Consider the following 26,144-nt stretch of genomic DNA (forward strand, 5'->3'; position numbering starts at 1 on the left):
TTAGGTTATTGAAGCAAGTATTGCCAAGCAGGCACGATAGTAATGCGCTTACCGTCGATAGTCAGCACGTCTGCACGTTCTTGCGTGACCAGCGTTGCTTCCTCCAAGCCGGTATAACGCATTCCTTCCAGCAAGCCATTGATTTCACGTTCCAATGTCGCGGGTGTGCGTATATCCACGCTCACATTGACCAGTTGGGATGGCTTGCCCGGTACGTAAAAATCCACTTCCTGCGTTTGTTTGTAGTAATACACTTCACGGCTTTGGCGGCGTAAATGCAGGAATACCAGATTCTCATACAACTTGCTGTAATCCGGTGACAGGGAGGTGTGCAACAGCGTTTTAAAACCGTTATCCACCGCGTAAATCTTACGGGGTTGATGTTGTTCCTCGCGGACTGAATTGCGGAAAATCGACACATTGAACAAGGTATAGGCATCTTCCAGATAGCCCAAATAGTGGTACAACGTTTCTTTGCTGACTTTATGCCCCAGCCCTTTGTATTCATTAAACAGCTTGTTAACGCTAATCAGTGTGCCAATATTGCTCATCGCGTAGCGAATCAGATGACGCAATAACGTGGTGTTTTTGATGTCATAACGTTCGATCAAGTCGCGGTAGATGATTAAATCCAGATAATCACGCCAAGTGCGCTGCTGAATATCGGGTGTTTCCCCAAAGGTTTCCGCAAACCCGCCCTGATGCAAATAGTTGTTGAAAGCGTGTTGGATGTAGCTGCGGCTATGGGATGAATGCAGGTTAACGTCAATCTGGTGGTAAGCCAGATATTCACGGAAGGAAAACGGGAAGACTTCATACGTCAGGGTTCGCCCGCGCAAACTGGTAGCAATTTCTTGGCTCAACAAGCGTGACGATGAACCTGTTACAAACAATTGTACATTCAAGGTGTCGTGGATGCGCCGCACATAGCGTTCCCATTCAGGAATATTCTGAATTTCATCAAGGAACAAGTAGACCTTTTCGGTGCGCTTGTCGGGGTAAAGCGCGTAATAACCTTCCATCAGACTGTCTAAATCTTGCAAGGTTAAGGGATGCAGACGGTCATCCTCAAAATTCAAGTAGATGATATTACGCGGGTCAACGCTGGCGCGTAGTTGATTAATCAGCCCATACAGCAAGTAAGTTTTACCGCAGCGGCGCACCCCGATCAGGGAAATGATCTTGCGGCTATCCACGGGGATCACTTGCTCACGCGCAATCACCTGTTTGGGTGGTGCATCCTGAAAATCAGTAATGAGCCGCTGAAAGAGTGCTTGCATGGCGTTTCTTTCCTTCTAAAAAAGAACAGTATTTACCAATTATAGACGCTTTCAGAAGAACAGATTGAAGATTTTAACCCTCACTTCGATACAACGCCTGCTCCAATGCCGTCACCGCTTGGTTGTACTGCGCCACCCCGCCGAAAATCGTGCGCCGAATCTGCATTTTGGTGCCAAAACGATCAAACGGCGGCATCTCCAACACTTGCGGATCTTCGATGTTTTGAATGCCGTTGCTGGCGTATTTTTCCAGTAAGGTATCCAGCACCGCCCGCGCTTCTGTGCCGTATTGGCTGAAATAATCGCGCTTTTTCACCCGTTTGGCGCGTTCCTGACGGGTAAGCGGCTTCTGGTCAAACGCAAGGTGCGCAATCAAATCAAACACATCCATGTCGCTGCTGTTGGGAATAACCTCATGCAAGGTTTCCAGCGTGACACCCAGCACTTGCAATTCATCCAGCACAGCTTGCTTGCGTTCCGCGCTGTTCCAACGCCGCAAAAAATCATCGAGTGAAGCGAATTGTTCGCGCAAGTTGCTTTGTAACTGTTGCTTGAGCAACACGCGGTATTGCCCTGTGACCAGCTTGCCATCGGCATCAAGGTATTGGGTTTGCTCGGTTGCCAGTTTCACTTTCACGTCGTCGAGATAGTATTTTTCGCGTTTGCCCGTGCCACCTGTGTCCGTTTTGCCTTTGCCATAAGGCGGCACTTCTGCCTCTTCTGACCCGTCGATGGGTAACGGCGGAAGTTCGCTATCATCGGGTGGAACAATCGGCTCGTCCGCTGTGGGTTCGTAAACCGTCACTGGCTCGCCGTCAAAATCCTTGTCGGCAAACAAGCGCGTGGCATTTTTGAAATCCATCACCGTGAAATACAGTTTGTGGTAATCCTCGCGGATGCGTGTGCCACGCCCAACAATCTGCTTGAATTCGGTCATCGAATTGATGTTCTGATCCAGCACAATCAGCTTGCAGGTTTTCGCATCCACCCCCGTGGTTAACAGCTTGGAGGTGGTGGCAATCACCGGAAACGGCTGGTCATTGTCGATAAAGTTTTCCAACTCGGCTTTGCCTTCCTTGTCATCGCTGGTAATGCGCATCACGTAACGGCGATTGCTGGCAGCGGCAGGAATCAGCGTTACCAATGCTTGGCGCATCCGTTCGGCGTGGTCTTGGTCGTCGCAGAACACAATGGTTTTTGCCAGCGGATCGGTTTTGCTTAAGAACTCCCACACCCGTTTGGCAACGAGAGCAGTGCGCTGTTTTAACACCAACGTGCGGTCGTAATCCTTGGTGTTGTACTGGCGGTTTTCTACGATTTTGCCATCGCGGTCGGTTGTGCCTTTTTCTGGGGTATAGCCAAGCGCGTCCGCATCGGTCACGACCCGAATCACTTTGTATGGTGCGAGAAAGCCGTCTTCAATGCCTTGCTTCAGCGAATAGGTGTAGATCGGATTGCCAAAATACTTGAGGTTGAATTCCGGCACTTTGACGGCATTGTCGCCTTTGGCGGGTTTCACTTCTTTGGGTGTTGCGGTCAAACCCAAATGTGTGGCACTGCTGAAATAATCCAGCACCTCACGCCATGAGGAATCTTCCGCCGCACGGCCGCGATGACACTCATCAATCACTACCAAATCAAAGAAATCTGCCGGAAATTGGCGGTAGATTTGCTGCTCTTCTTCTTTGCCTGTGACCGCTTGGTAGAGTGATAGGTAAATCTCGAAGTTCTTTTTGGCAGTACGATTCTCGATCTTGTGCATGTATTCGCCGAATGGAGCGAAATCCTGCCGCATGGTTTGATCGACTAGCACGTTACGATCCGCCAGAAACAAAATGCGCTGTTTCGCCTTGGCTTTCCACAGTCCCCAGATGATTTGAAAAGCGGTATAGGTTTTGCCCGTTCCTGTTGCCATGACCAGCAAAATGCGCTGCTGACCCTTGGCAACCGCTTCGATGGTGCGGTTAATCGCCACGCGCTGGTAATAACGCGGTTGGTTAGCATGGAGCGCAGAATAATACGGCTGTTCCAATAACTGCTGGGTGGGCAAGTCAGTTAAACCTTTCCATTGCAGGTAAATCGCCAACAAGGTGGCGAGGGTAGGAAACTGATCCAACGCGAATTCTTGGATAACAGGTTGCGAAATGCCGCTGCGGTCTTGCATCACAAAACCATCACCGTTGGAGCTGAAGGCAAACGGCACATCCAGCATTTCCGCATAGGCGAGTGCTTGCTGAATTCCATGCCCGATGGAAAATTTGTTTTGCTTGGCTTCAATCACCGCAATCGGCAAATTAGGGCGGGCATACAGCACAAAATCCGCACGGCGCAAACCGCCTTGCACGTCAGGGTCGGTCAGGCGCACTGCCAGATTGCCCCATACTTTAACGCGCCCCGCCGTGATCACTTCCTCACGGAATTGGTGTTGTTGCCAACCCGCTTGCAACAACGCGGGCGTGATGTATTTGGTACAAATATCGCGTTCGGTGAGGGTGCGTTTATCCATGCGGCTACGGCTCAATTGGCGGGTGAGTGTGCCAGTTTACCTTTTGTGCAAAATAAAGCTGTGACAGCTATCAACACCTTGATGATGTCAGCAACACGCTTGCCCGGATGCCGTCGGCGTGCAGCAAGCGCCGCCAGCCTCCACGACTGGCGCACCTGAGAATTGCTCATCAAACGCCGCATCCAGCTTTTGCGCCGCTTCGTCGCGGATATGGCGGGCAATTTCTACCGCTGTTTGGATGTGATCTTCCGACACGCCCAAGGAACGCAGCCGCTGCACTTGGCACAGCCCCATGCTGGGGTGTTTCGCCGCAATGCCCGCCGCCAATGATACCAGCGCGACGATAGAAGAATGTAAGGGAATTGTTTGCTCGCTCATGATTGTTTTCCTATCAAACCCGCTTCATACCAACCCCGGCTACGATTAACAATCGCAACCACCGACAACATCACCGGCACTTCCACCAACACCCCAACCACGGTTGCCAACGCTGCCCCGGAATTAAAGCCAAACAACGCAATCGCCGTTGCCACCGCCAATTCAAAAAAATTGCTCGCCCCAATCAGCGCGGAAGGTGCCGCCACGCAATGCGCTACCCCAAACTGCCGGTTCAGCCAATACGACAGCATCGAATTAAAATATACCTGAATGATAATCGGGATCGCCAACAACAGAATAATCAGCGGTTGCGCCAACACCTGTTGCCCCTGAAACCCGAACAGCAACACCAACGTCACCAACAACGCCACCAGCGAAACGGGTTGCAACGTGTGCAGGGTGGCTTCCAATTTACCTTGGGACAGCAACACCTGACGCAACACTTGGCTAAGCGCCACCGGAATCACGATATAAATCAGTACCGACAAAAACAGCGTATCCCACGGCACACTGATTGCCGAAATACCCAGCAACAAGCCCACCAGCGGCGCAAATGCAACAATCATAATGGTGTCATTCAACGCTACTTGCGAGAGGGTGAAATTAGCATCGCCTTTCGACAGATTGCTCCACACAAACACCATCGCGGTGCAAGGCGCTGCTGCCAACAAAATTAGCCCAGCAATGTAGCTATCCAATTGATCTGCCGGAAGCCATTCGGCAAACAGCACGCGGATGAACAACCAGCCCAGCAATGCCATCGAAAACGGTTTCACCAACCAGTTGATGAATAAGGTCACACCAATGCCTTTCCAGTGTTGCCCCACCTCGCGCATCGCGCCAAAGTCGATTTTTAACAACATCGGAATAATCATTAGCCAGATCAGCGCAGCGACGGGCAAATTCACTTTTGCCACTTCCAGCGTGCTGATCGCTTGAAACAGGTCAGGGAATAAGCTACCCAATGCGATACCGACCACGATGCACAGCAGCACCCACACGGTCAGGTAGCGTTCAAATAATCCCATCGACGCGCCAGCAGCTTGTTTCGCGGTGATTTCACATTGGGCGCTCATGTTTAGGCTCCCTGTTCGGAGGCAAGCGTGGTTTGACCGATGTCGTCCAAATGCTTTTGCAGGGCGAATGTATCCAATGTATTCATCGGCAAACAGGTGAAAATATCAATACGATTGTAAAGCTGACGGTAGGCTTCGCGGAAAGCGGCTAAACGGGTGATTTCGTCACCTTCTACTTCCGCTGGATCAGGTACGCCCCAATGTGCGGTCATCGGCTGACCCGGCCATACTGGGCACATTTCCGCCGCAGCTTTGTCACACACGGTAAAGACAAAATCCAACTTGGGGGCATCAGGGGTAGCGAATTCTGCCCAATCTTTGCTGCGCAACTCGGCGGTTTCGTAGTTTAAACGCTTGAGCAGGTCGACAGTCATCGGGTGTACTTCGCCACGCGGGTGACTGCCAGCACTGTACGCTTTGAATTTACCCATCCCCAAACGGTTGAGGATAACTTCCCCCATCACGCTACGCGCAGAATTGCCCGTGCAAAGAAACAGAACATTAAACATGGTATGCCTCATCTCAAGATTGCTAAGAAGCCCACAGTATACGCTAAAACGAATATATTAAATATGGCACAAACAGCATCACAGAATATTCATATTTTCGCCGCTGTCATCTTAATCAATCGCCAGTAAAAACATTGCAATTCCCTAGGAACACTCGATAATGAGGGTATTTGGAGGCCATTCCATGCAAACGTTCACCGATTACGGACAAAATGCCATCAATAATTTGGCGCAACGCTATGGCGTTTCCAACGATGCCGTCACCCACATGCTGTACGCCGTGATGAATGGCAACGGCACCATGGCGCAATTCAACTACCCCGAACTCGGCGGCGGCGGGCAGTGGATGCAAGGCGGCATGACCATGGTGGGCGATATGTTCAACTACGGCCTGAAAGCCAAAGTCGACGGCCTGTGCGTGGAATTGTCCAATCTGTTAGGCGGGCAACAAGCGGTATTCATGCCAGTCAATAACCCCAGCAACCCCCAAGGCAGCCGCAACTGGTGGCCGGATGAGCTGGGCATGGCATCCACTACCGGCGCACAAAACAACAGCCGTTACGCCTATTTCCCGTCTACCTGCCGTTTAGCGGTCGATATTAACGGGCAAGTCACTGTTTATAACACGCTGGATCACCAAATCGGCGGCGTATCGCAACAGCAAGGCGGCAACAATTCCATGACATTCAGCAGTCAATACGGCACGGTGGCAGTTGACCAATTGCCCATCGTGTCGGTGAATGGCGTTGCCCCCTTCGTGCCAGCGCCCGCCCCTGCCCCGTACTACCCAAGCAACAACAATGTTAGCAATAATAACAACAGCAATAACGCTCCCGCAGACAACGGCGATATTTTTGCCCTGATTGAACGGCTGGCAGATTTGAAGCAAAAAGGCATCCTCAACGACGACGAATTTGCCAGCAAAAAAGCGGAATTGCTCCAGCGGCTGTAAATTCGCTAAAACGTCGCACTGGCATTGCGGCGAATAATCTCCGCCATGCCTTCTGGCTGTGGAGGCAAATCGGCGAGAATTGCCGCCACGAAAGCCGTTTTATCTGCCAGCAACGCCGTATTAAAGCGCTTTTCAAACGCAATCGTGGACGACGGTTTGCCCGAAATCCCCGCCCCACACACGCTACCCGCTTGCGCACCGGGGAAAACTTCGATGTGATCCGGCAGCGTCAGCCGCTTGTTGAACAGCGAATCGTGCAGCAAGCCGCCCATACGTTCTTCTTCACCACGCAAATCCGGTCGTCCCGCACTGCCCACAAACAGCGTATGCCCACTCAACAAAAACCACGGTTCAGCACTGCGGCGCACATCCGATACCAGCAAGCAAATGCTATCCGCTGTATGCCCCGGTGTATGCAGCACTTGCGCAGTGACATTGCCAATGGTCAACACTTGCCCATCCTTAAGCGCGGTAAAGGCAAACTGCGGCGTGGAACTTTCGTGCAAGCAATACGCCCCGCCGCAACGTTGCGCCAGTTCACGCCCGCCGGATACGTGGTCGGCGTGGATGTGTGTGTCGATCACGTAATCAATTTTCACCGCCTGTTGCGCGGCTTGCTGCAAAAACCACTCCACATCTTCGGCATGGACATCGACCGCGATGGCATGACCTTTACCGCCACAGCCAAACAGATAAGCAAGCGAGGAAGGGTTCGACGGTGCAGCACGTTGCAAGAAAAACATGGAGAATCCTCCTAAACAGTTTGAACAGGCAATCCAGCGGCTTTCCATTCGGGCAAGCCATCGACAAGGCGCACGGCGTTAATGCCATGCCCGCGCAAGGCTTGCACCATCTGGTAGGAATACACGCAATACGGCCCTCGGCAATACGCGACAATGGTTTTGCTGTCATCGAGTTCGTGCAGGCGTTCGGCGACTTCTTCCGGCAGCAGGTGAATCGCGCCGGGGATGTGTCCGGCGGCGTATTCGGCTTGGGGGCGCACATCCAGCACCGTGACTTCATCGCGCTGAATGCGGGTCAGCAATTCTTCCGCGCTAATGGCTTCCATCGCCTGTTTGTCGGTCAGGTAGGTGTGGGCAAGGCGCTCCACTTCTGCCAGATGCAATTCCGCCGTGCGTCGCAAACTGGCAATCAGTTGCACCACGTCATCCCCGGCGAGGCGGTAGCAACGGCGTTTGCCGTCGGTGCGGACATTCACCAGTGCGGCTTGCTTGAGGGTTTGCAAATGCCGCGAGGTGTTGGCTACCGTGAGGTTAGCAAGCTGGCTAAGTTCTTCCACGCTACGCTCGGCTTGTGCGAGGTAGTCGAGGATTTCCAAGCGTTGCGGGGAGGCAAGTGCTTGCGCAATCAGGGCGAATTGGGCGTTGACTTGCTGTTTGAAACCGGAGGCTGACATCAGGGATTTCTCATTCAATTGATGAGTTGAATGATTGCATGACAATGCGTATCCTGCAAGCTGTTTCCACCACAGGTTTTCTCCATGCCTCAGCTTCAGCACGGCATTCACGCCAATCTTGCGCCAATCTTGCACCAATTGTTACAGGTGTTTCTGGTCGGTTTAACCATCGGTATGACGCGCACCGTCGTCCCCGGATTGGCGGAAACCGAATTCGGGTTGGGAGGGCAACAGTTCTTTTTGCTGACCACGTTTGTGGTGGTATTCGGCGCAGTCAAATCCGTGATGAACCTGTTTGCGGGGCGGTTTTCCGACCGTTTTGGGCGCAAGCGGGTGTTGGTGGCGGGGTGGATGGCGGCGTTGCCGATTCCGTTTCTGCTGCTTTACGCGCCGAATTGGGGTTGGGTCGTCGCCGCTACCGCGTTGCTTGGCATCAATCAAGGCTTGTGCTGGTCGATGACGTTGAACAGCAAACTCGACATGACCAATCTGAATCAAAAAGGGCTGGTCAATGGGATGAATGAGTTTTCTGGTTATGCGGCGGTTGCGCTGGCGGGTGTTGTGACCGCGTGGTTGGTAGGGGTGTACGGCGCACGGTTGGGCTTGTTTCTATTTGGCACAACGGTGATTGTGCTGGGCTTGATCTTGGCGGTTCTTGTGGTGAAGGAAACCCGTCCTTGGGCGTTGGCTCATGTTCCCTTCGACTTCGCTCAGGGAACGGCTTTACAACCAGCACTAGGTCAAGCCTTCCTCTACGCCAGTTGGCAAAACCGCAACCTGTTAGCCCTCAACCAAGCCGGATTGGTGGAGAAATTCACCGACGCACTGGTATGGATCATCCTCCCCGTCTGGTTCGTCGCGCAAAACCTCACCCTCGTACAAGCCAGTTCCATCATCGGTGTCTACGCGCTGGTATGGGGTGCAAGCCAACTCATCACCGGCCCCGCCTCCGACCGTTTCGGGCGCAAACCCTTGATTGTCGGCGGCATGTGGCTGTGCGGCATCGGCGTATTGCTGCTGGTACTCACGCACACCGTATGGCTGTGGACGCTGGAAGCGGGGTTAATCGGTTTCGGCATGGCGATGCTTTACCCCACGCTGGGCGCAGCAGTCGCCGACGTTAGCCCACCCGCACAACGCAGCACCTTGCTCGGCGTATACCGTTTCTGGCGCGACTTCGGGTACGCGGTAGGTGCGCTGAGCATGGGCTTGCTGGCACAATGGGCGCAAGGCTTGGACGTAACCTTCTGGCTAGTCGGGGTGGCAATGCTGCTCTCCGGCGCGTGGGTTGCGCTGGCATTCACCAAGGAGTAACCCATGCAAACCCAAACCGAATTCCTGCAACTGCGTTCGCATCTCGAACAGGTGATCGTGGGGCAATCCGCTTTGCTCGACCGCCTAATGATTGCACTGCTCACGGGCGGACATATCCTGCTGGAAAGCCTGCCCGGTCTGGCGAAAACCACCGCTGTCACCACGCTCGCCAGCGGAGTTCACGCCAGCTTCCAGCGCATCCAATTCACACCGGATTTGATGCCGGGGGATTTGACCGGAACGGATATTTTCGAGCCGCAACACGGCACATTCCGCTTTATCGCAGGGCCGTTATTCCACGAAATCGTGTTGGCGGATGAGATCAACCGCGCTCCGCCCAAAGTGCAATCCGCGCTGCTCGAAGCCATGCAGGAACACCAGATCACCGTCGGTGGCGTGACCCGCCCCTTGCCCGAACTCTTCATCGTGATGGCAACGCAAAACCCGCTGGAACAAAGCGGCACGTACCCCTTGCCCGAAGCGCAACTCGACCGCTTTTTGCTGCATGTGGTGCTGCAATACCCCACGGCTGACGACGAATTGCTGATTTTGCAACGCGACCGGGCGCGGCATTACGGCGCGGATAAACCCGTGCTGCATTCGCCCTTGCACCCGCAGCAAGTCCTGCAAGCCCGCCGCGAAGTTGCCGAAGTCCACGTTGCACCGGAACTGGAGCGGTATATTGTTGCGCTGGTCGGGGCTACCCGTAATTTGGGGCAGTTTGATTCAGCGTGGGCAGATTATTTGCAGGTGGGAGCATCGCCGCGTGCGTCGATTGCGTTGCTGCGAGCCAGCAGCGCCTTGGCGTATTTGCGTGGCAGGGAATACGTCGTGCCGGATGATATTTTGGAGATTGCACCGGATGTGTTGCGGCATCGGTTGGTGTTGGGGTATGCGGCACGGGCGGCAGGGGTGGATGCGAATGCGGTGGTGCGCAAGGTGTTGGCGGGCGTGGCGATTCCGTGAGAGTTTCGCGTAGTGGTATAGTCAAACGACAAGGAGTAAGTGCATGAGTGAATACCAATATTATGATTTTCGAGCGATTGACCAGTCGTTAACCGCTGAACAGAGGGCAAATGTTGCCAGTTTGTCTAGCCGTGCGCAGGTGAGTTCGCAACGTGCCGAATTCGTTTACCACTACGGCGATTTTCGGGGCAATGTGACCCAGCTCATGCGTGAAACCTTTGACATGATGTTGTACGTCGCCAATTGGGGAACGTACCGCTTAATGTTCAGGCTGCCTAAGGCATTGTTTAACGTGTCGGCGGTGCGTGATTATTTTATTTCCGACGAAATAGACCATCACCAACACGGTGAATACGTCATCATCGACCTGCATTTTAGCGAAGAAGAGCCGGATGGCGACTGGCTGGAAGGTGATGGATTATTAGACGAAATGCTGTCCTTGCGTGATGAACTCTTGCAGGGAGATTTCCGCGTGTTGTATTTGGCATGGCTAAAAGCAGCAGAAAGAGAAGCGGATGATGAAACGCTTGAACCCGTCGTTCCTGCGGGATTGGCTGAACTTTCTCACGCCCAGCAACGGTTTGCGGCCTTGTTTGGGGTGGATGAGATCATGATCAACATTGCTGCTGACAATAGCTCGCCGCTCCAGCAGACTGCTTTTCAGGCGGAGGCATGGGTAACGCAACTCCCCGATGCAGAAAAAAACGATTTTCTGGCGCGTCTGTGTCGTCATGAACCCAACCTCGCTACGCACTTAAACCGGCGGTTACAAACCCTGTTCCAGACTCCAACACAAACGGGAACAACCCAACATCAACCGACACGCCGTCGCTTTGTGGATATGCAAACCACTTATGATGCGCGTAAGGAAGCGGCTGATCGCGAAGCCCAGCGTCAAGCCGCTATCAAAGCCGAAGCAAAACGCCAAGCCGATGCACAAAAACGCCAGCAGTACCTTGATGAACTGAAGCAGCGGGAAAATCGTGTATGGCACGAGATCGACAATCTGATTAGTGAGGGCAATGCCAAAAGCTATGAACAAGCGGTTCGTCATTTGAGTGATTTGCGCGAACTGGCAGAACGCGAGCAGACATTGCCAGTATTTCAACCTAAGTTGATTGCACTGGCGAATCAGTACAGTCGCCGTCCGGCGTTTATGAGCCGCTTGCGGGGCAAGGGTTTGGTCTAGGCATGAAGGTGTCACATACGCTTCCCTTACTCCTCACCCAACCCGAACTGCAAGCCCTTTACCAACGCGCCCGCAGTGCCGCCGCCGATACTTCCCTGCAAAACCTGCTGGAACAACGCCAAGCCGGTGATGTAGCCTCGCGCTATCGCGGTGCTGGGCTGGATTACGCCGAAAGCCGCCCCTACCAACCCGGCGATGAACCGCGCTTTATGCACTGGAGCGTCACCGCCCGCACCGGCAAACCGCACGTCAAACAATTCCGTGAAGAACGCCGCCCCGCCGTCTTCATCCTGCTGGATCGGCGCAACGCCATGCGCTTCGGTACGAAAGTACGTCTCAAAGCTGCGCAAGCCGCCCGTGTTGCGGCACTGGTCGCGTTCGCCGCCACACAACAGGGCTGGGCAGTTTCCGGCGTGGTATTGGAAGCGCAACCGCACTGGTTTCCTGCCTCCACCGATACCCACGCTGTGTGGGAATTTGTGCGCCAGTGCGCAGCAACTTGCCCACCATTACCGCCGACGGATGAACCCGCCTTGGCAACCCTGCTACCGCTCATCAATGCGCAATTAGTGCGCGGTACACACGTCTATTTGCTGAGCGATTTCACCGATCTGGACGCGGCTTGTGAGGCACATATCCTGCAACTCCTCCATCATCACCCGCTGTTCACAGTGCAAGTATTAGACACTGCCGAATGCGAATTGCCCGCTGCCGGACGTTTGCACCTGCAAGGGCTGGATGGCGTGACCCACCGCGTCAATCTCGCTGATCCCGCCTTGCGCGAACAATTTCGCCAGCAAGCAGCGGCATTGCATGACGGGCAAGCGCAACGTCTACGTGGCTGGGGTTGCCATTACACCCAGTTACTTGCGGAGGTAGATGCGCCAGAACTAGCCGTACCACTGCCGCACGGGATGGGAACATGAATACCACGCTGCACGATCTGGAACTTCCGCCTGCACCCTTGCCGGATTATGTGTGGTGGCTGCTAACATTGGTTGTGCTGTTGTTGCTAATTGCTGGATTAGCGTGGTGGCGCAAACGCCAACACCCCGTAGCGCGTGCTTTGTGTCAGCTTGAACGCTTGCCCGATTCACCCCCAAATCCGGCGAAACTGGCAAGCATTTTGCGGGAAGCAGGGCTTACTTCCCCCGTCACTCTCGACCACGCCCGCTTCGCCCCAACACCCTGCACCCCCGACATCTTCGCCACCCTCAAACGCGAAGCCCGCACCCTGTTGGAGCAAGCCCGATGAACATCGACTGGCTGACCCCGTATCTCGCTCTTATTCCTATGCTGCTACTGTTGGCTTCGACTTCGCTCAGCCAACGCACCGACCGTTCCCTGAGCGAAGTCGAAGGGAACAACACAGGAACGGGAATCTTCCTCCACCCCCTAGCGCACCTATTACCCACCACCAAAATCCCCACATGGCAACGCCACCTCCGCCGCGCCCTCTTCACATGGCTCTGGCTCTGCCTAACCATAGCCATCGCCCAACCCGTGCAACGCGGCGCAAAACTCCCCGACCTGCCGCCCGAACGCGACATTCTGCTATTGGTTGACGTATCCATCAGCATGACCCTCACCGACTACGCCCTTGACGGACAGCCGCGCAGCCGCATGGATGTCCTCAAAACCCTATTGCACGATTTCGCCAACCGTCTGCAAGGCGAACGTCTCGGCATGATCGTGTTCGCCGAAAACCCCTACCTGCTCGTGCCACTCACCCGCGACCCAACGCTAGTACAACGCCAACTGCAACGCCTCACCCCAACGCTGGCGGGGCGCGTCAGTGCCGTCGGCGATGCCATCACCCTCGCGCTCAAGGAAGCAGGCAAACAGCCACAACGCAAACCCATTTTCGTACTCTTCACCGATGCCGACGAATCCATCGGGCGCGTAGACCCCGAAGCCGCCGCTGCCCTCGCCGCCGCAAGCAACATTCCGCTGTACACCATCGCCATCGGCTCAACCGCAGCCACGATGGAAGGCGACACGGGCGGATAGCCTACCAACCCGTCAACCTCGCTCTGCTACAAGCCTTGTCAGAACGCACAGGCGCAAAAACCTACCAAGCCGGAGACACACAAGCCGTCGAACAAGCCCTTACCGACATTACCCGCCAACACCAAAACGCCGCTGAACAAACCCCACGCTACGAACAGCAACCGCTCTACCACTGGCTACTACTGGCAGGCTTATTGCCGTTGATGCTGTGGCAAATCTGGCAACGGCGGGCAAACGCATGAACTTATGGCAAACCCTACACTGGCGCGAACCCTTGTGGCTGTTGCTGGCACTGTTCCCGCTGCTGCTGGCAGCATGGGGCTATTTCCAGCAACGCCACCAAGCGCAAACCTACGCCGACCCGCATTTACTGCCGTGGGTACAAGTGACCACCAGCCAACACGGTTGGCGCAAACTGCTCTCACCGCAAACGCTGTGGGCTGTTGCGTGGCTACTATTCGCTATCAGCCTTGCGGGGCCGCGCATTCCGCAAACCCAGCCCGATGACCTGCGCCCTGCGCAATTTGACGTGCTGGTGGTGCTGGATATTTCGCGCTCCATGCAAGCCACCGACCTTGCCCCCAACCGCCTGCAACGCGCCGCGCTGGAATTGCATGAATTCCTCAGCCTTGCCCAAGGAAGCCGCGTCGGGATCGTGGTGTATGGCGCACGCCCGCACCTGTTCGCGCCGCTGACCAACGATGCCAACGCCGTGCGCTTTTACCTGCAACATCTGGAAACGCTGGTGCTGCCGACGCACGGCACTGACCACGCCGCCGCGCTTGACTTTGCCCAGCACGAACTCGCCGCGCGTGAACAAGCGTTACCCGCTGCCGTGCTGTGGATTACCGATGGCGATATTCCCACCGACCAACACACCGCCTTGCAAACCCGTGTGCAAGCCCTGCAAACGGCTGACATTTCGCTCTACAGCCTAGGCATTGGCACAGAAGATGGCGAAGCTATCCCGCTACCCGGCGGCAAATGGCTGGAACACGACGGACAAGCGGTGCGTTCGCGCCTCGATAGTGCCTTGCTGCAAAGCCTGACCGCGCAAGCGGGCGGTGCGTACAGCGCGGTGAAAGACGATGCCAGCGATTGGCAAACGCTGTACACCAACGGAATTGCACAAGCGTTTCCGACCACCACCAGCGATACGCAACAGTGGCGGGAGTTATATGTATGGACGTTGTTATTGGGAATGATGTGCGTATGGCTGGCAATAAGAGGGAGAAAAAATGAAACATAAGCTGTTTGTGCTACTACTGCTGTTGACATGTAGCGTCCAAGCGGATGAAACCGACCTACACAACGGCATCCAAGCCTACCGTGCCGAACACTACGATACCGCCACCCAACACTTCACCGCCGCCGTCTTCGCCGCCCGCGACGATACCGAACGCGCCCGCGCCCTGCACAACCTTGGCAACAGCTACTTCCAGCAAGGCGATTACGCTGCCGCCACGCAAGTGTTCCGCGATGCACTCACCTATCGCCCTGAACACCCAGCCACCCAGCAAAATCTCGAACTCGCCGCCGAAGTCCAGGCCGAACTCGAACGCCGCCGCGCCGCCGGACAACGCGCCGCCGCCGACAACGCCAGCACTGGCGCACGCCGCGAACGCAACACCAACACCCTCGACTGGGATCAAGCCAGTACCCTAACCTTAGGCGAAGGCAAAGACGCGCCCGCAAACGCCCCACCACCCGCTTTACCCCCAAATATCGAACAACTGGTCAACAAAGGCATGGCAAGACTCGCAGTAACCGGCGCAACCGACCCGCAAACATGGCGCAAAAGCCAACAATCGCTCGACGATGCCCGCATTGCCCTGCAACAACTTGACGACAACCCTGCCGCTTTGTGGAAACGTTTATTTGAAGTCGAAGAAGGCTACCCAGCCTCCCAAACCAAACCCAACGCATTACCGGGAGTCCTGCCGTGGTAGCTGCCGATTTACCGTGGACAATCCAACTCGAAGATGCGCAAGTCTGGCAGCGCGAACGCACCACCTTGACCGTCGAAGTACAGTCCACCGACCGTTTCGCCACCCTCGCAGCCAGCCTCCCGCGCATCGAAGGTGTCGATGTGCAAGCCCTACCTGCCACCAATGAAGCAAGTCCTGATGGCAAACGTATCCTGCGCCTGATTTGGCAATTGTCTGCGCACACACCCGGCAAACAAACGATTCAACTTCCCGCCATCCGCTATAACCTCAACGGACGCGATGCGGCGCAATGGCAACCGCCCTTGCAAATGCTAGACGTGCAAGCCTTACCGCCGTATTTACCGCCCACCATCCCCGTCGGTAAGGTGCAAATCGAATCGCGTATCGAACCCAGCGGCGTGTTGCAACCGGGGCATCTCGCGTATTGGCACATCAGCTTGCACAGCGACGCAGTAAACACGGCACAATTTCCGCCAATTCTCAAACAAATGCGCAGCAGTGGGGTGGAATTATTCCCTGCGAAAGTCGAAAAAGGTGAGCAATCCCGACTCGAATACCACATCCCGTTCAAGCCGCAAAGCAGCGGACGGCTGGAGTTACCAACCTTGCAATGGCATTGGTTTGACCCCGAAACCGGACGGTTGGAACAGCAACAATACGCGCCCCCGACTCCGTGGGTTTTGGCATGGGCATGGCGGGTGATACTCGCCATTAGCGGCGGACTCTTGCTGTTGCTAGGGTTTCGCACCGCCGGATACTTCACCTACCGCCGTCTGCACCGCTGGCATAACAAGCGACAAGTCCAGCAAGCCTTGCAGCAAAATCTCGATGTGCCAAGCGTGCGCCAAGCATTAGACGCCTGTTCCGCCGCACACGGCTGGCCTGCCAACCTCAGCACCCGCCATTGGTTGGAACACTGGGAACAGCAGTACGGCGCAAACCCAACGTTGCAAACAGCGCTCCATCGCCACGAAGCCAAGCGTTTTGCCCCTAATTCGCCCGGCTAAGTGCTGAAATTTCTCATACAATGCAGCCATTCGCTTCAAGATTAAGGAACAAGGGGACACTGATGGAGCAAAAGGCGGGGGGAAGCTGTTTATTGGGCGTTGGGCTTAGCCTGTTACCGCAACAGGCTATTCCCCCAAGGCAGGCAACAAACGCGGGTCGCCTTTGATGTCGTCATCCTTGCCCCACACTGTCACCGCCTCCACAAACCACTTACGCTTGGTCGGGTGCGGCTGCAATACGTCGTATTCGGCGAAGAAACTGTCGTCAACGTGAAAAATGAGCGTCCCCAATTTGTAGCCGCTGGTGGGGTGCATCCACACCCCGATCAGCGCATCCAACCCCGACAACGGGTCACGCTCCAGGCTGTATTGCAGATGGCTACCCAGCGTCACATCGGCGCGTTCCGGCGGAAAACCCAGCTTGAGGATTTGCTGATTCAACGCCGCACAAATATTCGCGGCTTGCGGCGCGGCGGCACTGATTTTGTCTGCCAAACTAGCGGTCATAATCAACCCCAATGCTCAGCAGGCATCAGCAAACTTTCCACCGGCTTGCCACCCACCAGATGCTGGTCAATCACCGCAGGAATATCCGCCTGCGTAATGCCGCGATACATCACCCCTTCCGGGTACACCAGCACGCTGACACCCTGATTACACGGCCCCATGCAGCCGGTGGACGTGACCTGCACCTTGTTGAACAGCCCACGCTGATCCAGTTCCATGCTAAACGCGGCAAACACCGAGAAAGCATCCCGGTCTGCCCCGCAAGAACCGCGTGGATGCCCCTGTGGACGTTGCTGGGTACAAATGAAAACGTGTTTTTCGGGTTTTGCCATTGTGTTTGCTCCTGTTACACACCATTAAGCCACAGGTGTACCCCTATGCTGGCGATATAGCCCAGCATGATCGCACCTGACCATTTCAAATGAGAATTGAAGGTATACATGCCGCGAGCCTGACCCATCAGTGCCACCCCAGCAGCCGAACCAATCGACAGCAGCGAGCCGCCGACTCCGGCAGTCAATGTCACCAGCAACCAGCCACCCAGCGACATATCCGGGTGCATGGTCAACACGGCGAACATCACCGGGATATTGTCCACCACCGCTGAAATGATCCCCACCAGCACGCCTGCCCACACTGGCCCCATGCCGGTATAGATCACGTCGGAAACCAGCGCCAGATAGCCCAGCGCACCCAGCCCACCGACGCAAAGCACCACGCCGTAGAAGAACAGCAGCGTATCCCACTCGGCTTTCTGCAACTGGGAAAAGATGTCGAAACGCCCGACCTCCGCCGCTTCCTTGTCGTTGTCGGGAATATTGTCGGAAACCTTCAGATACCAGCCAAACAATTGCAGTGCCGCCAAACCCGTCATCATCCCCAGCACAGGTGGCAAATGCAGCGAGTTGTGGAACGTCACCGCCGTCACGATAGTGCCAATAAACAGCGCAAGGATCACCAACCCACCACGCTTGATGGAAACGGTAGCTGTCAACGGATCAGGATGCCCCTTGTCGATAAAAAACGACATCACCAGAGCAGGCACAAACCAGTTGACCAGTGACGGCACGAACAGATTGAAAAATTCCCAGAACTTGACGACACCTGACTGCCACACCATCAGCGTAGTAATGTCCCCAAACGGGCTAAACGCCCCACCCGCATTAGCCGCCACCACCAGATTGACACACGACATGGCAAGGTATTCCGCACGATTAGGCGCAACCGCAATCACCACCGCCGACATCAGCAGCGCAGTGGTCAGGTTGTCAGCCACGGAGGAGATGAAAAACGCCAGAATCCCGGTAATCCAGAAAATCCAGTACAGCGAAAAGCCCTTCGACACCAGCCAGGCGCGTAACGCCTCAAAAATGTTGCGCTCTTCCAGCGTACTGATGTAGGTCATCGCCGCCAGCAGGAACAGCAACAATTGGGCGTATTCCAACAAGTTGTGGTTGAAGATTTCCTGCATTTCCTCGATCTTGCCCACGCTGCCATAGGCCAGCGCAACCAATACCCAGATGAGTCCGGCGGCGAACATGACAGGCTTGGATTTACGCAAATGGAAACGCTCTTCCAGTATCACAAGCGTGTAAGCGGCAAAAAAGATCAGCAGCGCAATGATGCCGTAGCCTGAGCCGGTAAAGCTGACAGTTTCAGTCATGGTAGTTCCTTAATCATCATCATTATTGCGGTCACGCCGCTCCACCGTCTCCGGGTCAGCCGTAATCGGGCGATAAATTTCCACCCGGTCGCCATCCGCTACTTTGGTATCCAGCTTGCTGATCTTGCCGAAAATGCCCACCGCCTGATTTTCCAGATCAATATCCGGGAACTGCTTGAGCAAGCCCGAAAACTCAATCGCCTCCTTGATGCTGCTGCCATCCGGCACTTCCAGCTTCAACCAGGTTTGCTTGAATTTGTCCGCGTAAGCGATTCCGACGTTCATGCTGCGTCTCCTGCCAAGGCTTGCTCGGCGGCGTGCTTGGCTTTGCGTTCGCGAGCTTCAGCCGTGCGCTTGTCCAGAATGCGTTTACCCGCGAGCAGGAAACCCAGTGCCATAAACCCGCCCGGCGGCAAAATCATCAACAAAAAGCCTTTGTAACCGGGGATAATGGTCAGCTCCATAAAGGAAAATGCTTTGCCCAGCAACAACGATGCACTGGCAAACAACGTACCGCTGCCCAGCACTTCACGCACCCCACCGAGGATCACCAAGGCCAGCGTGAAACCCAACCCCATCATCAAGCCATCCACCATTGACGGTATGAGCGAATTCTTGGACGCATACGATTCCGCCCGCCCCAAAATCGCGCAGTTGACTACGATCAGCGCAATGAACAGCCCTAGCACCTTGTACAACTCATGCACCCACGCATTCAGAGCCATATCCACCAGCGTCACCAGTGTGGCAATCAGCACAATGTAAACCGGAATCCGCACCGCAGGGCTGACAATATTGCGCACCGACGACACCAACAGGTTGGAAACCACCAACACCGCCGTGGTTGCCAGCCCCATCCCCAAACCGTTCGTCGCCGTACTGGTCACAGCCAGTGTCGGACATAGCGCCAAGCCTTGTGCAAACACCACGTTGTTGTCCCACAACCCGTCACGGGTAAGCGTTTTATAATCGGTACTCATGGTTTCACCTCCAGCATTTCCGCCTTGTGGGCTGCAAAGAATTGCAATGCTTCGTGCAGGCTTTTCACTACCGCACGCGGGGTAATGGTTGCGCCGCTGAATTGGTCAAATTGCCCGCCATCCTTTTTCACCTTCCACTGGTCTTCGGACGGGTTGCCCAGTGACAAACCAGTAAATTTGGTAATCCAGTCATCCTTGGCGGCTTCGATCTTGTCGCCTAAGCCCGGTGTTTCCTTGTGCGACAACACTCGCGTACCGAGGATTTTGCCTTGCGGGTCAAGTGCGATAATGGTGCGGATTTCGCCCGCGTAGCCGAAGCCGATGGTTTCCCATACCAGCGCGGTGACGTTGCCTGCTTTTGTACCTTGGTAGATCGTCACGTCCTTGCCATCTGCGCCTTTGAGCAGCAAGGGTTTGGCAACCATATTGTTATCGTGCAAATCATCCGGCACGACTTGCGCCAGCGATTGTTGCAAATCTTCCATCTTGCGCTGCGCAATCGGTTCACGGGTGGCGTTATCCACGCCCAGCAGCAGCGCGGCAGCAATCGCAGCACACGCACCCAACAGAATCGCCTGATAGGGAATGCGTTCCAGCAACGGGGTTTTGGTATCTTTGGTGTCGGTAGTCATGATTTATTCTCCCCGCTGGCATAGTTGAGCGGTTCGCCCTTGCGGTCACGTCCGTAAATGCGTGGACGGAAATAGTGGTCAATCAGCGGGGTCAGCGCATTCATCAACATGACAGCAAACGCCATGCCTTCGGGGTAGCCTGCCCATGTACGAATCACGTACACCAGCAGCCCACAACCCGCGCCGAAAATCAGTTGCCCGGTCGCTGACACGGGTGACGTAACCAAATCGGTAGCGATGAAAAACGCCCCCAACAGGGTCGCCCCCGCCAGCAGATGTATTTCCACACCGGGATAAACGTCCGGGTCAATGGCGTGCATAATCCCCGCCAACAGCAACAAGGTGCCAAGCAGCGACACCGGAATGTGCCAAGTAATCACCCGCTTCCACAGCAGGAACAGCCCACCCAGCAGCAGCAATACCGCCGAGGTTTCACCCATACTGCCGCCGATCATCCCCAAGCCCATATCGCTGACACTCGACAAACTGTCGGCAAAACTCGCCAAGGTATGCCCCTGCCCAGTTTCAGTGCGAATATGCCCCAACGTCGTTGCGCCACTCACGCCATCGACCGTCACCCACGTGGTCATTTCCAGCGGGAAAGAAATCAGCAACGCCACCCGTGCCACCATTGCCGGATTGAACAGGTTTTGCCCGATGCCACCAAACACTTGCTTGCCAATGATGATGGCGAGGAATGCGCCCAGCAGCCCAATCCACCAAGGCGCAGTCGGTGGCAAACTCAGAGCCAGCAACCAGCCGGTGAGGATCGCTGTGCCGTCGCTGAGGTATTTGCCTATGGGCTTGCCCATGATTTTCAACGCCATCGCCTCCGCCAGCACGCAGCCGAGGATGGTGATCAGGAACAGGCTGATGGCAGGCAAACCGAACAGGTACAAGCCAAAAATAGTCGCGGGGGCAAGTGCCAACATCACCAGCAACATGGTGTTCTGGACACTTGTGCCGGAATGGGTGTGCGGGCTGGAAATCAACAGGCTCATGCGCTGGCCTCCTGTTTGGGTTTAACGGCTGCGGCTGCCGCTTTCTTGGCGGCGGCTTCAAGTTTACGGCGTTCCATCATTTCCTTTTTGGCACGTTCTTGGGCTGCCGTGCGTTCGTTGCGCTGTTCGATCAGGCGTTTGGTTTCGTCCTGCTTGTGCTTGGCGCGTTGGCGGTTGGCGAGTTCACCCTTGGCGTAGTTGAAATATTGCACCAGCGGGATGTGCGCGGGGCAAACGTAGGAACATGAACCGCAAGCGATGCAATCCATCAGCCCCAGTTTGGTGACGGCATCGAGGTTGCCAGCGCGGGCATTGGCTGCCATTTCCAGCGGCAACAACCCACACGGGCAGGCTTGCACGCAACTGGCGCAACGGATGCAGGGCGACTCCTGATTTTCGGACACTTCTTTGGCGGTGAGGGCGAGGATGCCGTTGCAACCCTTGACGGTCGGCACACGGGTATCGGGCAACACATTGCCCATCATGGGGCCACCGCTGATCAAACGGGAGGGTTCTTCCCTGAACCCTTGGCAGTAGTCAATCACGTCCTGTACTTTTGTGCCGAGCAAGACCCGCAGGTTGCGCGGTTGCTGGATTGCCCCGCCGGAAACCGTCATGACACGCGACACCAGCGGTTTGCCTTCGCGCAGGGCATCGCGGACTGCCAAGGCGGTTGCCGGGTTATGCACCACAATGCCGATGTCGGCGGTCAAGCCACGCGCAGGCGTTTCCAGCCCGGTGAGGGTTTGCACCAGATGTTTTTCCGACCCCATCGGGTAGCGCATTGGTAAACCGACCACTTGAATATTGGCGAAAGCGGTGGCGGCTTCGCGCATCGCGGCTTGTGCTTGCGGCTTGTTGTTTTCGATGCCGATGATGATGTTTTCCACCCCCAGCGCGTAAGCCATGAGGCGGATGCCGTCGATGACGTTGGCGGAATATTCGCGCATGATGCGGTCATCGCAGGTCAGGTAGGGTTCGCATTCCGCGCCGTTGATCACCAGCGTGTGCAACTGGTAACGGTTGCGCAGGTTGAGCTTGACGGCGGAGGGGAAGGTTGCGCCGCCCATGCCGACGATTCCGGCAGCAGCGACGCGGGTGGCGATTTCGGCAGGGTCGAGGGTGAATGGGTCAGCGGGCGGATGGAGGGCTATCCATTCATCCTTGCCATCCGGTTGCAGGGTGATGGTGTGTACCGACAGGCCGGAGGCGTGGTGCGCCGGGTAATGCCCGACCCCGACGACACGCCCGGAGGTGGGGGCATGGATGGGGGCGGAAATCATTCCCTGACTGTTAGCGAGTAACTGCCCCTTGAGGACGTGATCGCCGCGCTTGACCGCCGGTTTCGCCGCTGCGCCAATGTGCTGCTGCAAGGGAATGTGCAACAGGCTGGGCATCGGCAGGTCTTCGATGGCTTTGTCCGCGCTTAGGGTCTTGCAATCGTGCGGGTGTACGCCGCCACGGATGCGGAACAGCTTGCTGATTTTTTGGGTGGCTAGGAATCCCATGACATTTTCCCGGAAATGGCTATGGGAGGGGTTATGCAGGAGGCGTGCCAGCGGGCTATCTTATTGAAATAAGAACAGTAGTGCTAAGAACTGCTGGGATCATTTACGACAAAACAGCAGAAATGTTAGGTTTGCGACATACCTAAGGCAAGATTTCCCACACCAACCGCTCAAAGCCCAATGCCACCACCGCGAAGCAATGCAGGCGGTGCGGTTCACGGTATTTTTCCACCAACACCCGGCGGTAATCCTGCAATTGCAATAACGCTGCCTGCAATGCGGCTTGTACAGCAGGCAGTTGTTGCAAGGCTTCACGACTTTGCGCCCGTACCTCTTCCGCCGTCAGCCCCAGCGCCTTCAGTTTTATGTATTTGAATTCCAGCACAAAATCCTGCAAGGCCGCAAGGCGACGCTGATCAGGGCGGATAATCATCAGCAAATCGGCATAACGCCGTTGCACAGCAGCCTCTGAGTCCATGATGTAATACATATCATCGTACAACAGGCTCATAAAGGCGGTTTTGATGGTCAGTTCATTGCCCCAACGGTAGTCACGGTTGTTGAAGGCTTTGAAATAGCTGGTTTCGAGGTAGTCCGCCAAAGGGTGCAAATCCGCCGTTTGGTAGAACTGCTTGGCAAGGGCTTCAACGCGGCGGCGGTCTGCCAAATCGGGCAATACCTGTTCGCGCAAGGTCTCCACATACAGCGCGAAAATAACGCGGTTGGGGACTTCCAGCTTCATCTCCTCCAACGGCCCCGCCGTGCCACCGATGGTCAATACCCCAAAAAAATACAGTAACGATGCCATGTAGCGCGGGTCGGTTTGCAGCTTGTGTAATTGTTCCACCCCAAACTGGGTTTCCAAATACGGCAACACCACCGGGTTTTGTTCGTCGAGGATATTGGCAATCACATTGCCACCCTCCGGTAGGCTGGCGATGTAACGCACACGGCTGGCATCCATTGCCAAATTGCCATCCAGCATTTCGGCGGGGGGCTTGCAACGTTTTTGATAGGCCCGTAAAAAGTAGAAACACAAGGTGGGATTGTAAACGGTGGGGAAACTGGCATCCGCGCAAAAGCGGTAGCCATTGTAAAACTGGCGCATGGTATCCAGCACCGTGGCTGCTGGCGTAGTGGACACACGGCAATCGTTTAATACCTCGCTGACCAATCCGCTTAATTCTTCTTCGGAAATCCCGCACAGCCCGTTAAAGTCTTCATCCAAAGAAATATTGGTGGCAACGTTGTAGCCGCTAGTCATGTCGCTTAATACGAGGGGCGATACGCCCGTAATGAAGACGCGGGAAATTTTGCCTTCGGATACGCTGCCTTTGATGACTTTGAACAGCGTTTTGACGATACCCTCACTTTCGAGCAGGTCGTAGTAACGCTTGGCGTTGCCTGCATCATGTACCAGCACTTCATTGGCGAAGTTGTCGTATTCGTCGATCAGCAGGTAGACGGTGTGACCGCTGTTTTTGACCACACCCGCCAATGAATCGAAAGAGGCTATTCCATTGTCATCGATGATGTTGGGCGTTGTTGTCAAGATAGAACGATATTTTTCGACAAACTCGCGCATCGTGGCGTTGATGTATTCAAACAAATTCTGCTTGATTTGCTCAATATCACCTTGCCCCGACACCTTGGAAAAATCCCAGCGCAGGATCAGGTATTGGTTGTGTTCGGGTGTGGGGTTATTGCCAACGGCTAACCCGCCGAACAGGGCTTCAAATTCACCCGACGTGTTGATGTCGTAATAATTGGCGAGCGTGGATAGCAGCAAGGATTTTCCGAAACGGCGCGGACGCAGAAAGACCAGTTGCTGCCCCGCTGCCTCCAGCCTAGAAATGCAGGCAGTGCGATCCACATACAACATGCCTTTGCTGCGGATATGGTGGAAATCGCTGATACCGTAGGGAAATAGGATCATTCTCAAGCCTCAATCTAGCGGATATACCTTCCAGATTGTAGCACGGCTCAGGCGATGCTACCCACCGCCGGACTCGGCCAATACCACGTCTGCACCGTATGCGTCAGCGGGCGCATTTCAATACATTCCGTCGGGCAAACCTCAAAGCACTTCTCACAGCCGGTGCAAGCATCCGCAAACACCGCATGAATCTGCTTGGAACTGCCCAAAATCGCATCCGTCGGGCAACGCTTAAAGCACTTGGTGCAACCGATGCACAAGTTTTCATGCACATACGCAATCATCGGCCCCTTATCCGCCACGCCGGAAAGGTCAACACTCACCCCCAGTTTCGCCGCCAAGGTTTCCGCCAACGCCTTGCCACCGGGCGGGCAAGCGGTCACGGGGGCTGCACCATTCGCAATCGCCTCCGCCGCCGGGCTGCAACCGGGAAAGCCGCACTGCCCACACTGCGAACCAGGCAACAGTGATTCAATTTCTTCCTGTAACGGATTGCCTTCCACCTTGAAATACTGTCCTGCCAGCCCTAACAGCCCGCCCAGCAACAACCCCAAGGTCATCAGAATCAGAATCGCAGTCATGCTCTTTCTCCCTTTCCTATTGGCTCGCCAGCCCCGCAAAACCCATAAAGGCCAGCGACAGCAACCCGGCAACAATGAACGCAATCGGCAACCCGCCAAACGCCGCTGGCACTTGCGCCAACGCCAGCCGTTCCCGCAAACCCGCAAAAATCACCAGCACCAAGGTAAACCCCACCGCCGACCCAAAGCCATACAACAAGGTTTGCAGAAAACTGTGAGCTTCCTGCACATTCAGCAAAGCCACGCCCAGCACCGCGCAATTGGTGGTAATCAGCGGCAGGAAAATCCCCAACACCTGATACAACGCAGGCGACACCTTCTTAATCACCATTTCGGTAAACTGCACCGTCGCCGCAATCACCAAAATAAACGACAAAATCCGCAGGAAACCCAGATCAAACGGCTGCAACACCCAATGCTCCAGCATCCAGCCCGCCACCGAAGCCAGCGTCAGCACAAACGTCGTCGCCATGCCCATGCCAATCGCCGAATCAATCTGCTTGGAAACCCCCATGAACGGGCAAAGCCCCAGGAACTTGACCAACACCACGTTGTTCACGAGTACCGTACCTAGCAGAATCATGAAATATTCCATTGCGCATTCCCTGAGAATCATCTGTGGCAAAGGCAATGCAGGGAGCGTGCCAGCCTCTGCAAGCCTTGCGTGGCGTGGGTTTGGGGCGGATTTTGCGGGGTGGGGTTTGTGACAAAGGAGGGGAATTGTCGGGTTTGCGACAACGTAGGGTGGGTGGAGCGAACGTGATACCCACCATTTACCATGCG

Annotated in this window: 29 protein-coding genes; 11 read left to right on the forward strand and 18 right to left on the reverse strand. The window is 55.3% G+C overall.

Annotated elements, in window-relative coordinates; translation table 11 throughout:
- Window positions 1-5 precede the first annotated feature (5 nt).
- The 5 genes from L3K52_17370 to L3K52_17390 form a co-directional block, all read right to left on the reverse strand.
- Window positions 6-1,280, reverse strand: coding sequence for an ATP-binding protein (locus L3K52_17370; GenBank protein ID UOG91934.1), 1,275 nt, complete (start codon window positions 1,278-1,280; stop codon window positions 6-8).
- Window positions 1,281-1,353: 73 nt separating this feature from the next.
- Window positions 1,354-3,786 (reverse strand): DEAD/DEAH box helicase family protein, encoded by a 2,433-nt coding sequence (locus tag L3K52_17375; protein UOG91935.1) that lies wholly within the window; start codon window positions 3,784-3,786, stop codon window positions 1,354-1,356.
- An 87-nt stretch (window positions 3,787-3,873) separates the two neighbouring features.
- On the reverse strand, window positions 3,874-4,164 hold the full coding sequence (locus L3K52_17380) for a hypothetical protein (protein ID UOG91936.1): 291 nt from the start codon (window positions 4,162-4,164) through the stop codon (window positions 3,874-3,876).
- Window positions 4,161-5,240 (reverse strand): ACR3 family arsenite efflux transporter, encoded by a 1,080-nt coding sequence (gene arsB / locus L3K52_17385; protein UOG91937.1) that lies wholly within the window; start codon window positions 5,238-5,240, stop codon window positions 4,161-4,163. Before arsB ends, L3K52_17380 begins: the two co-directional genes overlap by 4 nt.
- Before the next feature lie 2 nt (window positions 5,241-5,242).
- A complete protein-coding gene (locus L3K52_17390; GenBank protein UOG91938.1) occupies window positions 5,243-5,761 on the reverse strand; it encodes an arsenate reductase ArsC in 519 nt (172 codons plus the stop codon).
- Between the two features lie 172 nt (window positions 5,762-5,933).
- Between L3K52_17390 and L3K52_17395 the strand changes: the two genes are divergently transcribed.
- On the forward strand, window positions 5,934-6,701 hold the full coding sequence (locus L3K52_17395; GenBank protein UOG91939.1) for an SHOCT domain-containing protein: 768 nt from the start codon (window positions 5,934-5,936) through the stop codon (window positions 6,699-6,701).
- Window positions 6,702-6,706: 5 nt separating this feature from the next.
- Here L3K52_17395 and L3K52_17400 read toward each other — a convergent pair whose 3' ends face one another.
- Both L3K52_17400 and L3K52_17405 read right to left on the reverse strand, forming a co-directional pair.
- Window positions 6,707-7,444: an MBL fold metallo-hydrolase gene (locus tag L3K52_17400; protein UOG91940.1), complete on the reverse strand. Its 738-nt coding sequence runs from the start codon at window positions 7,442-7,444 to the stop codon at window positions 6,707-6,709.
- Window positions 7,445-7,455: 11 nt separating this feature from the next.
- Entirely contained in the window at window positions 7,456-8,118 is a 663-nt protein-coding gene (locus L3K52_17405; protein ID UOG91941.1) for a metalloregulator ArsR/SmtB family transcription factor, read from the reverse strand.
- Between the two features lie 84 nt (window positions 8,119-8,202).
- Here L3K52_17405 and L3K52_17410 point away from each other — a divergent pair, with 84 nt between their 5' ends.
- From L3K52_17410 to L3K52_17455, 10 genes are read left to right on the forward strand one after another with little or no spacing between them, the layout of a single operon-like run.
- A complete protein-coding gene (locus L3K52_17410) occupies window positions 8,203-9,432 on the forward strand; it encodes an MFS transporter (GenBank protein ID UOG91942.1) in 1,230 nt (409 codons plus the stop codon).
- Between the two features lie 3 nt (window positions 9,433-9,435).
- On the forward strand, window positions 9,436-10,398 hold the full coding sequence (locus L3K52_17415; GenBank protein ID UOG91943.1) for a MoxR family ATPase: 963 nt from the start codon (window positions 9,436-9,438) through the stop codon (window positions 10,396-10,398).
- Between the two features lie 43 nt (window positions 10,399-10,441).
- Entirely contained in the window at window positions 10,442-11,587 is a 1,146-nt protein-coding gene (locus tag L3K52_17420; GenBank protein UOG91944.1) for a hypothetical protein, read from the forward strand.
- 2 nt (window positions 11,588-11,589) lie between these two features.
- Complete coding sequence (locus L3K52_17425) at window positions 11,590-12,513, forward strand: DUF58 domain-containing protein (protein ID UOG91945.1); 924 nt, start codon at window positions 11,590-11,592, stop codon at window positions 12,511-12,513.
- Entirely contained in the window at window positions 12,510-12,842 is a 333-nt protein-coding gene (locus L3K52_17430; GenBank protein ID UOG91946.1) for a DUF4381 family protein, read from the forward strand. The genes L3K52_17425 and L3K52_17430 overlap by 4 nt, the downstream gene beginning before the upstream one ends.
- Window positions 12,839-13,597 carry a VWA domain-containing protein gene (locus L3K52_17435; GenBank protein UOG91947.1) on the forward strand — a complete coding sequence of 253 codons (759 nt, stop codon included), beginning with the start codon at window positions 12,839-12,841 and terminating at the stop codon, window positions 13,595-13,597. Before L3K52_17430 ends, L3K52_17435 begins: the two co-directional genes overlap by 4 nt.
- 35 nt (window positions 13,598-13,632) lie before the next feature.
- Window positions 13,633-13,839 carry a hypothetical protein gene (locus tag L3K52_17440; protein UOG91948.1) on the forward strand — a complete coding sequence of 69 codons (207 nt, stop codon included), beginning with the start codon at window positions 13,633-13,635 and terminating at the stop codon, window positions 13,837-13,839.
- The gene (locus tag L3K52_17445; GenBank protein UOG91949.1) at window positions 13,836-14,846 is read left to right on the forward strand and encodes a VWA domain-containing protein; all 1,011 of its coding nucleotides are present in this window, start codon (window positions 13,836-13,838) and stop codon (window positions 14,844-14,846) included. Before L3K52_17440 ends, L3K52_17445 begins: the two co-directional genes overlap by 4 nt.
- Window positions 14,836-15,546 (forward strand): tetratricopeptide repeat protein, encoded by a 711-nt coding sequence (locus L3K52_17450; GenBank protein ID UOG91950.1) that lies wholly within the window; start codon window positions 14,836-14,838, stop codon window positions 15,544-15,546. Before L3K52_17445 ends, L3K52_17450 begins: the two co-directional genes overlap by 11 nt.
- Window positions 15,540-16,553: a hypothetical protein gene (locus L3K52_17455; protein UOG91951.1), complete on the forward strand. Its 1,014-nt coding sequence runs from the start codon at window positions 15,540-15,542 to the stop codon at window positions 16,551-16,553. Before L3K52_17450 ends, L3K52_17455 begins: the two co-directional genes overlap by 7 nt.
- 126 nt (window positions 16,554-16,679) lie before the next feature.
- On the opposite strand, the gene L3K52_17460 is transcribed toward L3K52_17455, so the two are convergent.
- The 11 genes from L3K52_17460 to rsxA all read right to left on the reverse strand — a co-directional run bounded on the left by L3K52_17460 (window position 16,680) and on the right by rsxA (window position 25,956).
- The gene (locus L3K52_17460; protein UOG91952.1) at window positions 16,680-17,060 is read right to left on the reverse strand and encodes a hypothetical protein; all 381 of its coding nucleotides are present in this window, start codon (window positions 17,058-17,060) and stop codon (window positions 16,680-16,682) included.
- 2 nt (window positions 17,061-17,062) lie between these two features.
- Complete coding sequence (locus L3K52_17465) at window positions 17,063-17,392, reverse strand: (2Fe-2S) ferredoxin domain-containing protein (GenBank protein UOG91953.1); 330 nt, start codon at window positions 17,390-17,392, stop codon at window positions 17,063-17,065.
- A gap of 14 nt (window positions 17,393-17,406) precedes the next feature.
- The gene (gene nhaD / locus L3K52_17470; protein UOG91954.1) at window positions 17,407-18,723 is read right to left on the reverse strand and encodes a sodium:proton antiporter NhaD; all 1,317 of its coding nucleotides are present in this window, start codon (window positions 18,721-18,723) and stop codon (window positions 17,407-17,409) included.
- Window positions 18,724-18,732: 9 nt separating this feature from the next.
- The gene (locus L3K52_17475; GenBank protein UOG91955.1) at window positions 18,733-19,008 is read right to left on the reverse strand and encodes an RnfH family protein; all 276 of its coding nucleotides are present in this window, start codon (window positions 19,006-19,008) and stop codon (window positions 18,733-18,735) included.
- Complete coding sequence (locus L3K52_17480; protein UOG91956.1) at window positions 19,005-19,703, reverse strand: electron transport complex subunit E; 699 nt, start codon at window positions 19,701-19,703, stop codon at window positions 19,005-19,007. The genes L3K52_17475 and L3K52_17480 overlap by 4 nt, the downstream gene beginning before the upstream one ends.
- Complete coding sequence (rsxG, locus tag L3K52_17485; GenBank protein UOG91957.1) at window positions 19,700-20,335, reverse strand: electron transport complex subunit RsxG; 636 nt, start codon at window positions 20,333-20,335, stop codon at window positions 19,700-19,702. Before rsxG ends, L3K52_17480 begins: the two co-directional genes overlap by 4 nt.
- Window positions 20,332-21,336, reverse strand: coding sequence for an RnfABCDGE type electron transport complex subunit D (locus L3K52_17490; protein UOG91958.1), 1,005 nt, complete (start codon window positions 21,334-21,336; stop codon window positions 20,332-20,334). The genes rsxG and L3K52_17490 overlap by 4 nt, the downstream gene beginning before the upstream one ends.
- The gene (gene rsxC / locus L3K52_17495) at window positions 21,333-22,844 is read right to left on the reverse strand and encodes an electron transport complex subunit RsxC (GenBank protein ID UOG91959.1); all 1,512 of its coding nucleotides are present in this window, start codon (window positions 22,842-22,844) and stop codon (window positions 21,333-21,335) included. Before rsxC ends, L3K52_17490 begins: the two co-directional genes overlap by 4 nt.
- A gap of 142 nt (window positions 22,845-22,986) precedes the next feature.
- Window positions 22,987-24,780, reverse strand: coding sequence for an ATP-binding protein (locus L3K52_17500; protein UOG91960.1), 1,794 nt, complete (start codon window positions 24,778-24,780; stop codon window positions 22,987-22,989).
- 47 nt (window positions 24,781-24,827) lie between these two features.
- Entirely contained in the window at window positions 24,828-25,361 is a 534-nt protein-coding gene (gene rsxB / locus L3K52_17505; GenBank protein ID UOG91961.1) for an electron transport complex subunit RsxB, read from the reverse strand.
- 16 nt (window positions 25,362-25,377) lie between these two features.
- Window positions 25,378-25,956, reverse strand: a complete 579-nt coding sequence (gene rsxA, locus L3K52_17510) for an electron transport complex subunit RsxA (protein UOG91962.1) — start codon at window positions 25,954-25,956, stop codon at window positions 25,378-25,380.
- Window positions 25,957-26,144 lie beyond the last annotated feature (188 nt).

This window comes from Candidatus Thiothrix sulfatifontis (assembly GCA_022828425.1).
Taxonomy (GTDB): domain Bacteria; phylum Pseudomonadota; class Gammaproteobacteria; order Thiotrichales; family Thiotrichaceae; genus Thiothrix; species Thiothrix sulfatifontis.

Excerpts from the sequence above, each read along its gene's own strand:
- L3K52_17445 (UOG91949.1), top strand. The coding sequence starts at position 13,836 with ATGAACTTATGGCAAACCCTACACTGGCGCGAACCCTTGTGGCTGTTG.
- L3K52_17370 (UOG91934.1), bottom strand. The coding sequence starts at position 1,280 with ATGCAAGCACTCTTTCAGCGGCTCATTACTGATTTTCAGGATGCACCA.
- L3K52_17430 (UOG91946.1), top strand. The coding sequence starts at position 12,510 with ATGAATACCACGCTGCACGATCTGGAACTTCCGCCTGCACCCTTGCCG.
- L3K52_17460 (UOG91952.1), bottom strand. The coding sequence starts at position 17,060 with ATGACCGCTAGTTTGGCAGACAAAATCAGTGCCGCCGCGCCGCAAGCC.
- L3K52_17450 (UOG91950.1), top strand. The coding sequence starts at position 14,836 with ATGAAACATAAGCTGTTTGTGCTACTACTGCTGTTGACATGTAGCGTC.
- rsxB (UOG91961.1), bottom strand. The coding sequence starts at position 25,361 with ATGACTGCGATTCTGATTCTGATGACCTTGGGGTTGTTGCTGGGCGGG.
- L3K52_17420 (UOG91944.1), top strand. The coding sequence starts at position 10,442 with ATGAGTGAATACCAATATTATGATTTTCGAGCGATTGACCAGTCGTTA.
- L3K52_17500 (UOG91960.1), bottom strand. The coding sequence starts at position 24,780 with ATGATCCTATTTCCCTACGGTATCAGCGATTTCCACCATATCCGCAGC.
- L3K52_17490 (UOG91958.1), bottom strand. The coding sequence starts at position 21,336 with ATGAGCCTGTTGATTTCCAGCCCGCACACCCATTCCGGCACAAGTGTC.
- rsxC (UOG91959.1), bottom strand. The coding sequence starts at position 22,844 with ATGGGATTCCTAGCCACCCAAAAAATCAGCAAGCTGTTCCGCATCCGT.
- rsxG (UOG91957.1), bottom strand. The coding sequence starts at position 20,335 with ATGACTACCGACACCAAAGATACCAAAACCCCGTTGCTGGAACGCATT.
- rsxA (UOG91962.1), bottom strand. The coding sequence starts at position 25,956 with ATGGAATATTTCATGATTCTGCTAGGTACGGTACTCGTGAACAACGTG.
- L3K52_17375 (UOG91935.1), bottom strand. The coding sequence starts at position 3,786 with ATGGATAAACGCACCCTCACCGAACGCGATATTTGTACCAAATACATC.
- L3K52_17390 (UOG91938.1), bottom strand. The coding sequence starts at position 5,761 with ATGAGGCATACCATGTTTAATGTTCTGTTTCTTTGCACGGGCAATTCT.
- L3K52_17435 (UOG91947.1), top strand. The coding sequence starts at position 12,839 with ATGAACATCGACTGGCTGACCCCGTATCTCGCTCTTATTCCTATGCTG.
- L3K52_17410 (UOG91942.1), top strand. The coding sequence starts at position 8,203 with ATGCCTCAGCTTCAGCACGGCATTCACGCCAATCTTGCGCCAATCTTG.
- L3K52_17400 (UOG91940.1), bottom strand. The coding sequence starts at position 7,444 with ATGTTTTTCTTGCAACGTGCTGCACCGTCGAACCCTTCCTCGCTTGCT.
- L3K52_17480 (UOG91956.1), bottom strand. The coding sequence starts at position 19,703 with ATGAGTACCGATTATAAAACGCTTACCCGTGACGGGTTGTGGGACAAC.
- L3K52_17395 (UOG91939.1), top strand. The coding sequence starts at position 5,934 with ATGCAAACGTTCACCGATTACGGACAAAATGCCATCAATAATTTGGCG.
- L3K52_17425 (UOG91945.1), top strand. The coding sequence starts at position 11,590 with ATGAAGGTGTCACATACGCTTCCCTTACTCCTCACCCAACCCGAACTG.
- L3K52_17380 (UOG91936.1), bottom strand. The coding sequence starts at position 4,164 with ATGAGCGAGCAAACAATTCCCTTACATTCTTCTATCGTCGCGCTGGTA.
- L3K52_17465 (UOG91953.1), bottom strand. The coding sequence starts at position 17,392 with ATGGCAAAACCCGAAAAACACGTTTTCATTTGTACCCAGCAACGTCCA.
- L3K52_17415 (UOG91943.1), top strand. The coding sequence starts at position 9,436 with ATGCAAACCCAAACCGAATTCCTGCAACTGCGTTCGCATCTCGAACAG.
- arsB (UOG91937.1), bottom strand. The coding sequence starts at position 5,240 with ATGAGCGCCCAATGTGAAATCACCGCGAAACAAGCTGCTGGCGCGTCG.
- L3K52_17405 (UOG91941.1), bottom strand. The coding sequence starts at position 8,118 with ATGTCAGCCTCCGGTTTCAAACAGCAAGTCAACGCCCAATTCGCCCTG.
- L3K52_17475 (UOG91955.1), bottom strand. The coding sequence starts at position 19,008 with ATGAACGTCGGAATCGCTTACGCGGACAAATTCAAGCAAACCTGGTTG.
- nhaD (UOG91954.1), bottom strand. The coding sequence starts at position 18,723 with ATGACTGAAACTGTCAGCTTTACCGGCTCAGGCTACGGCATCATTGCG.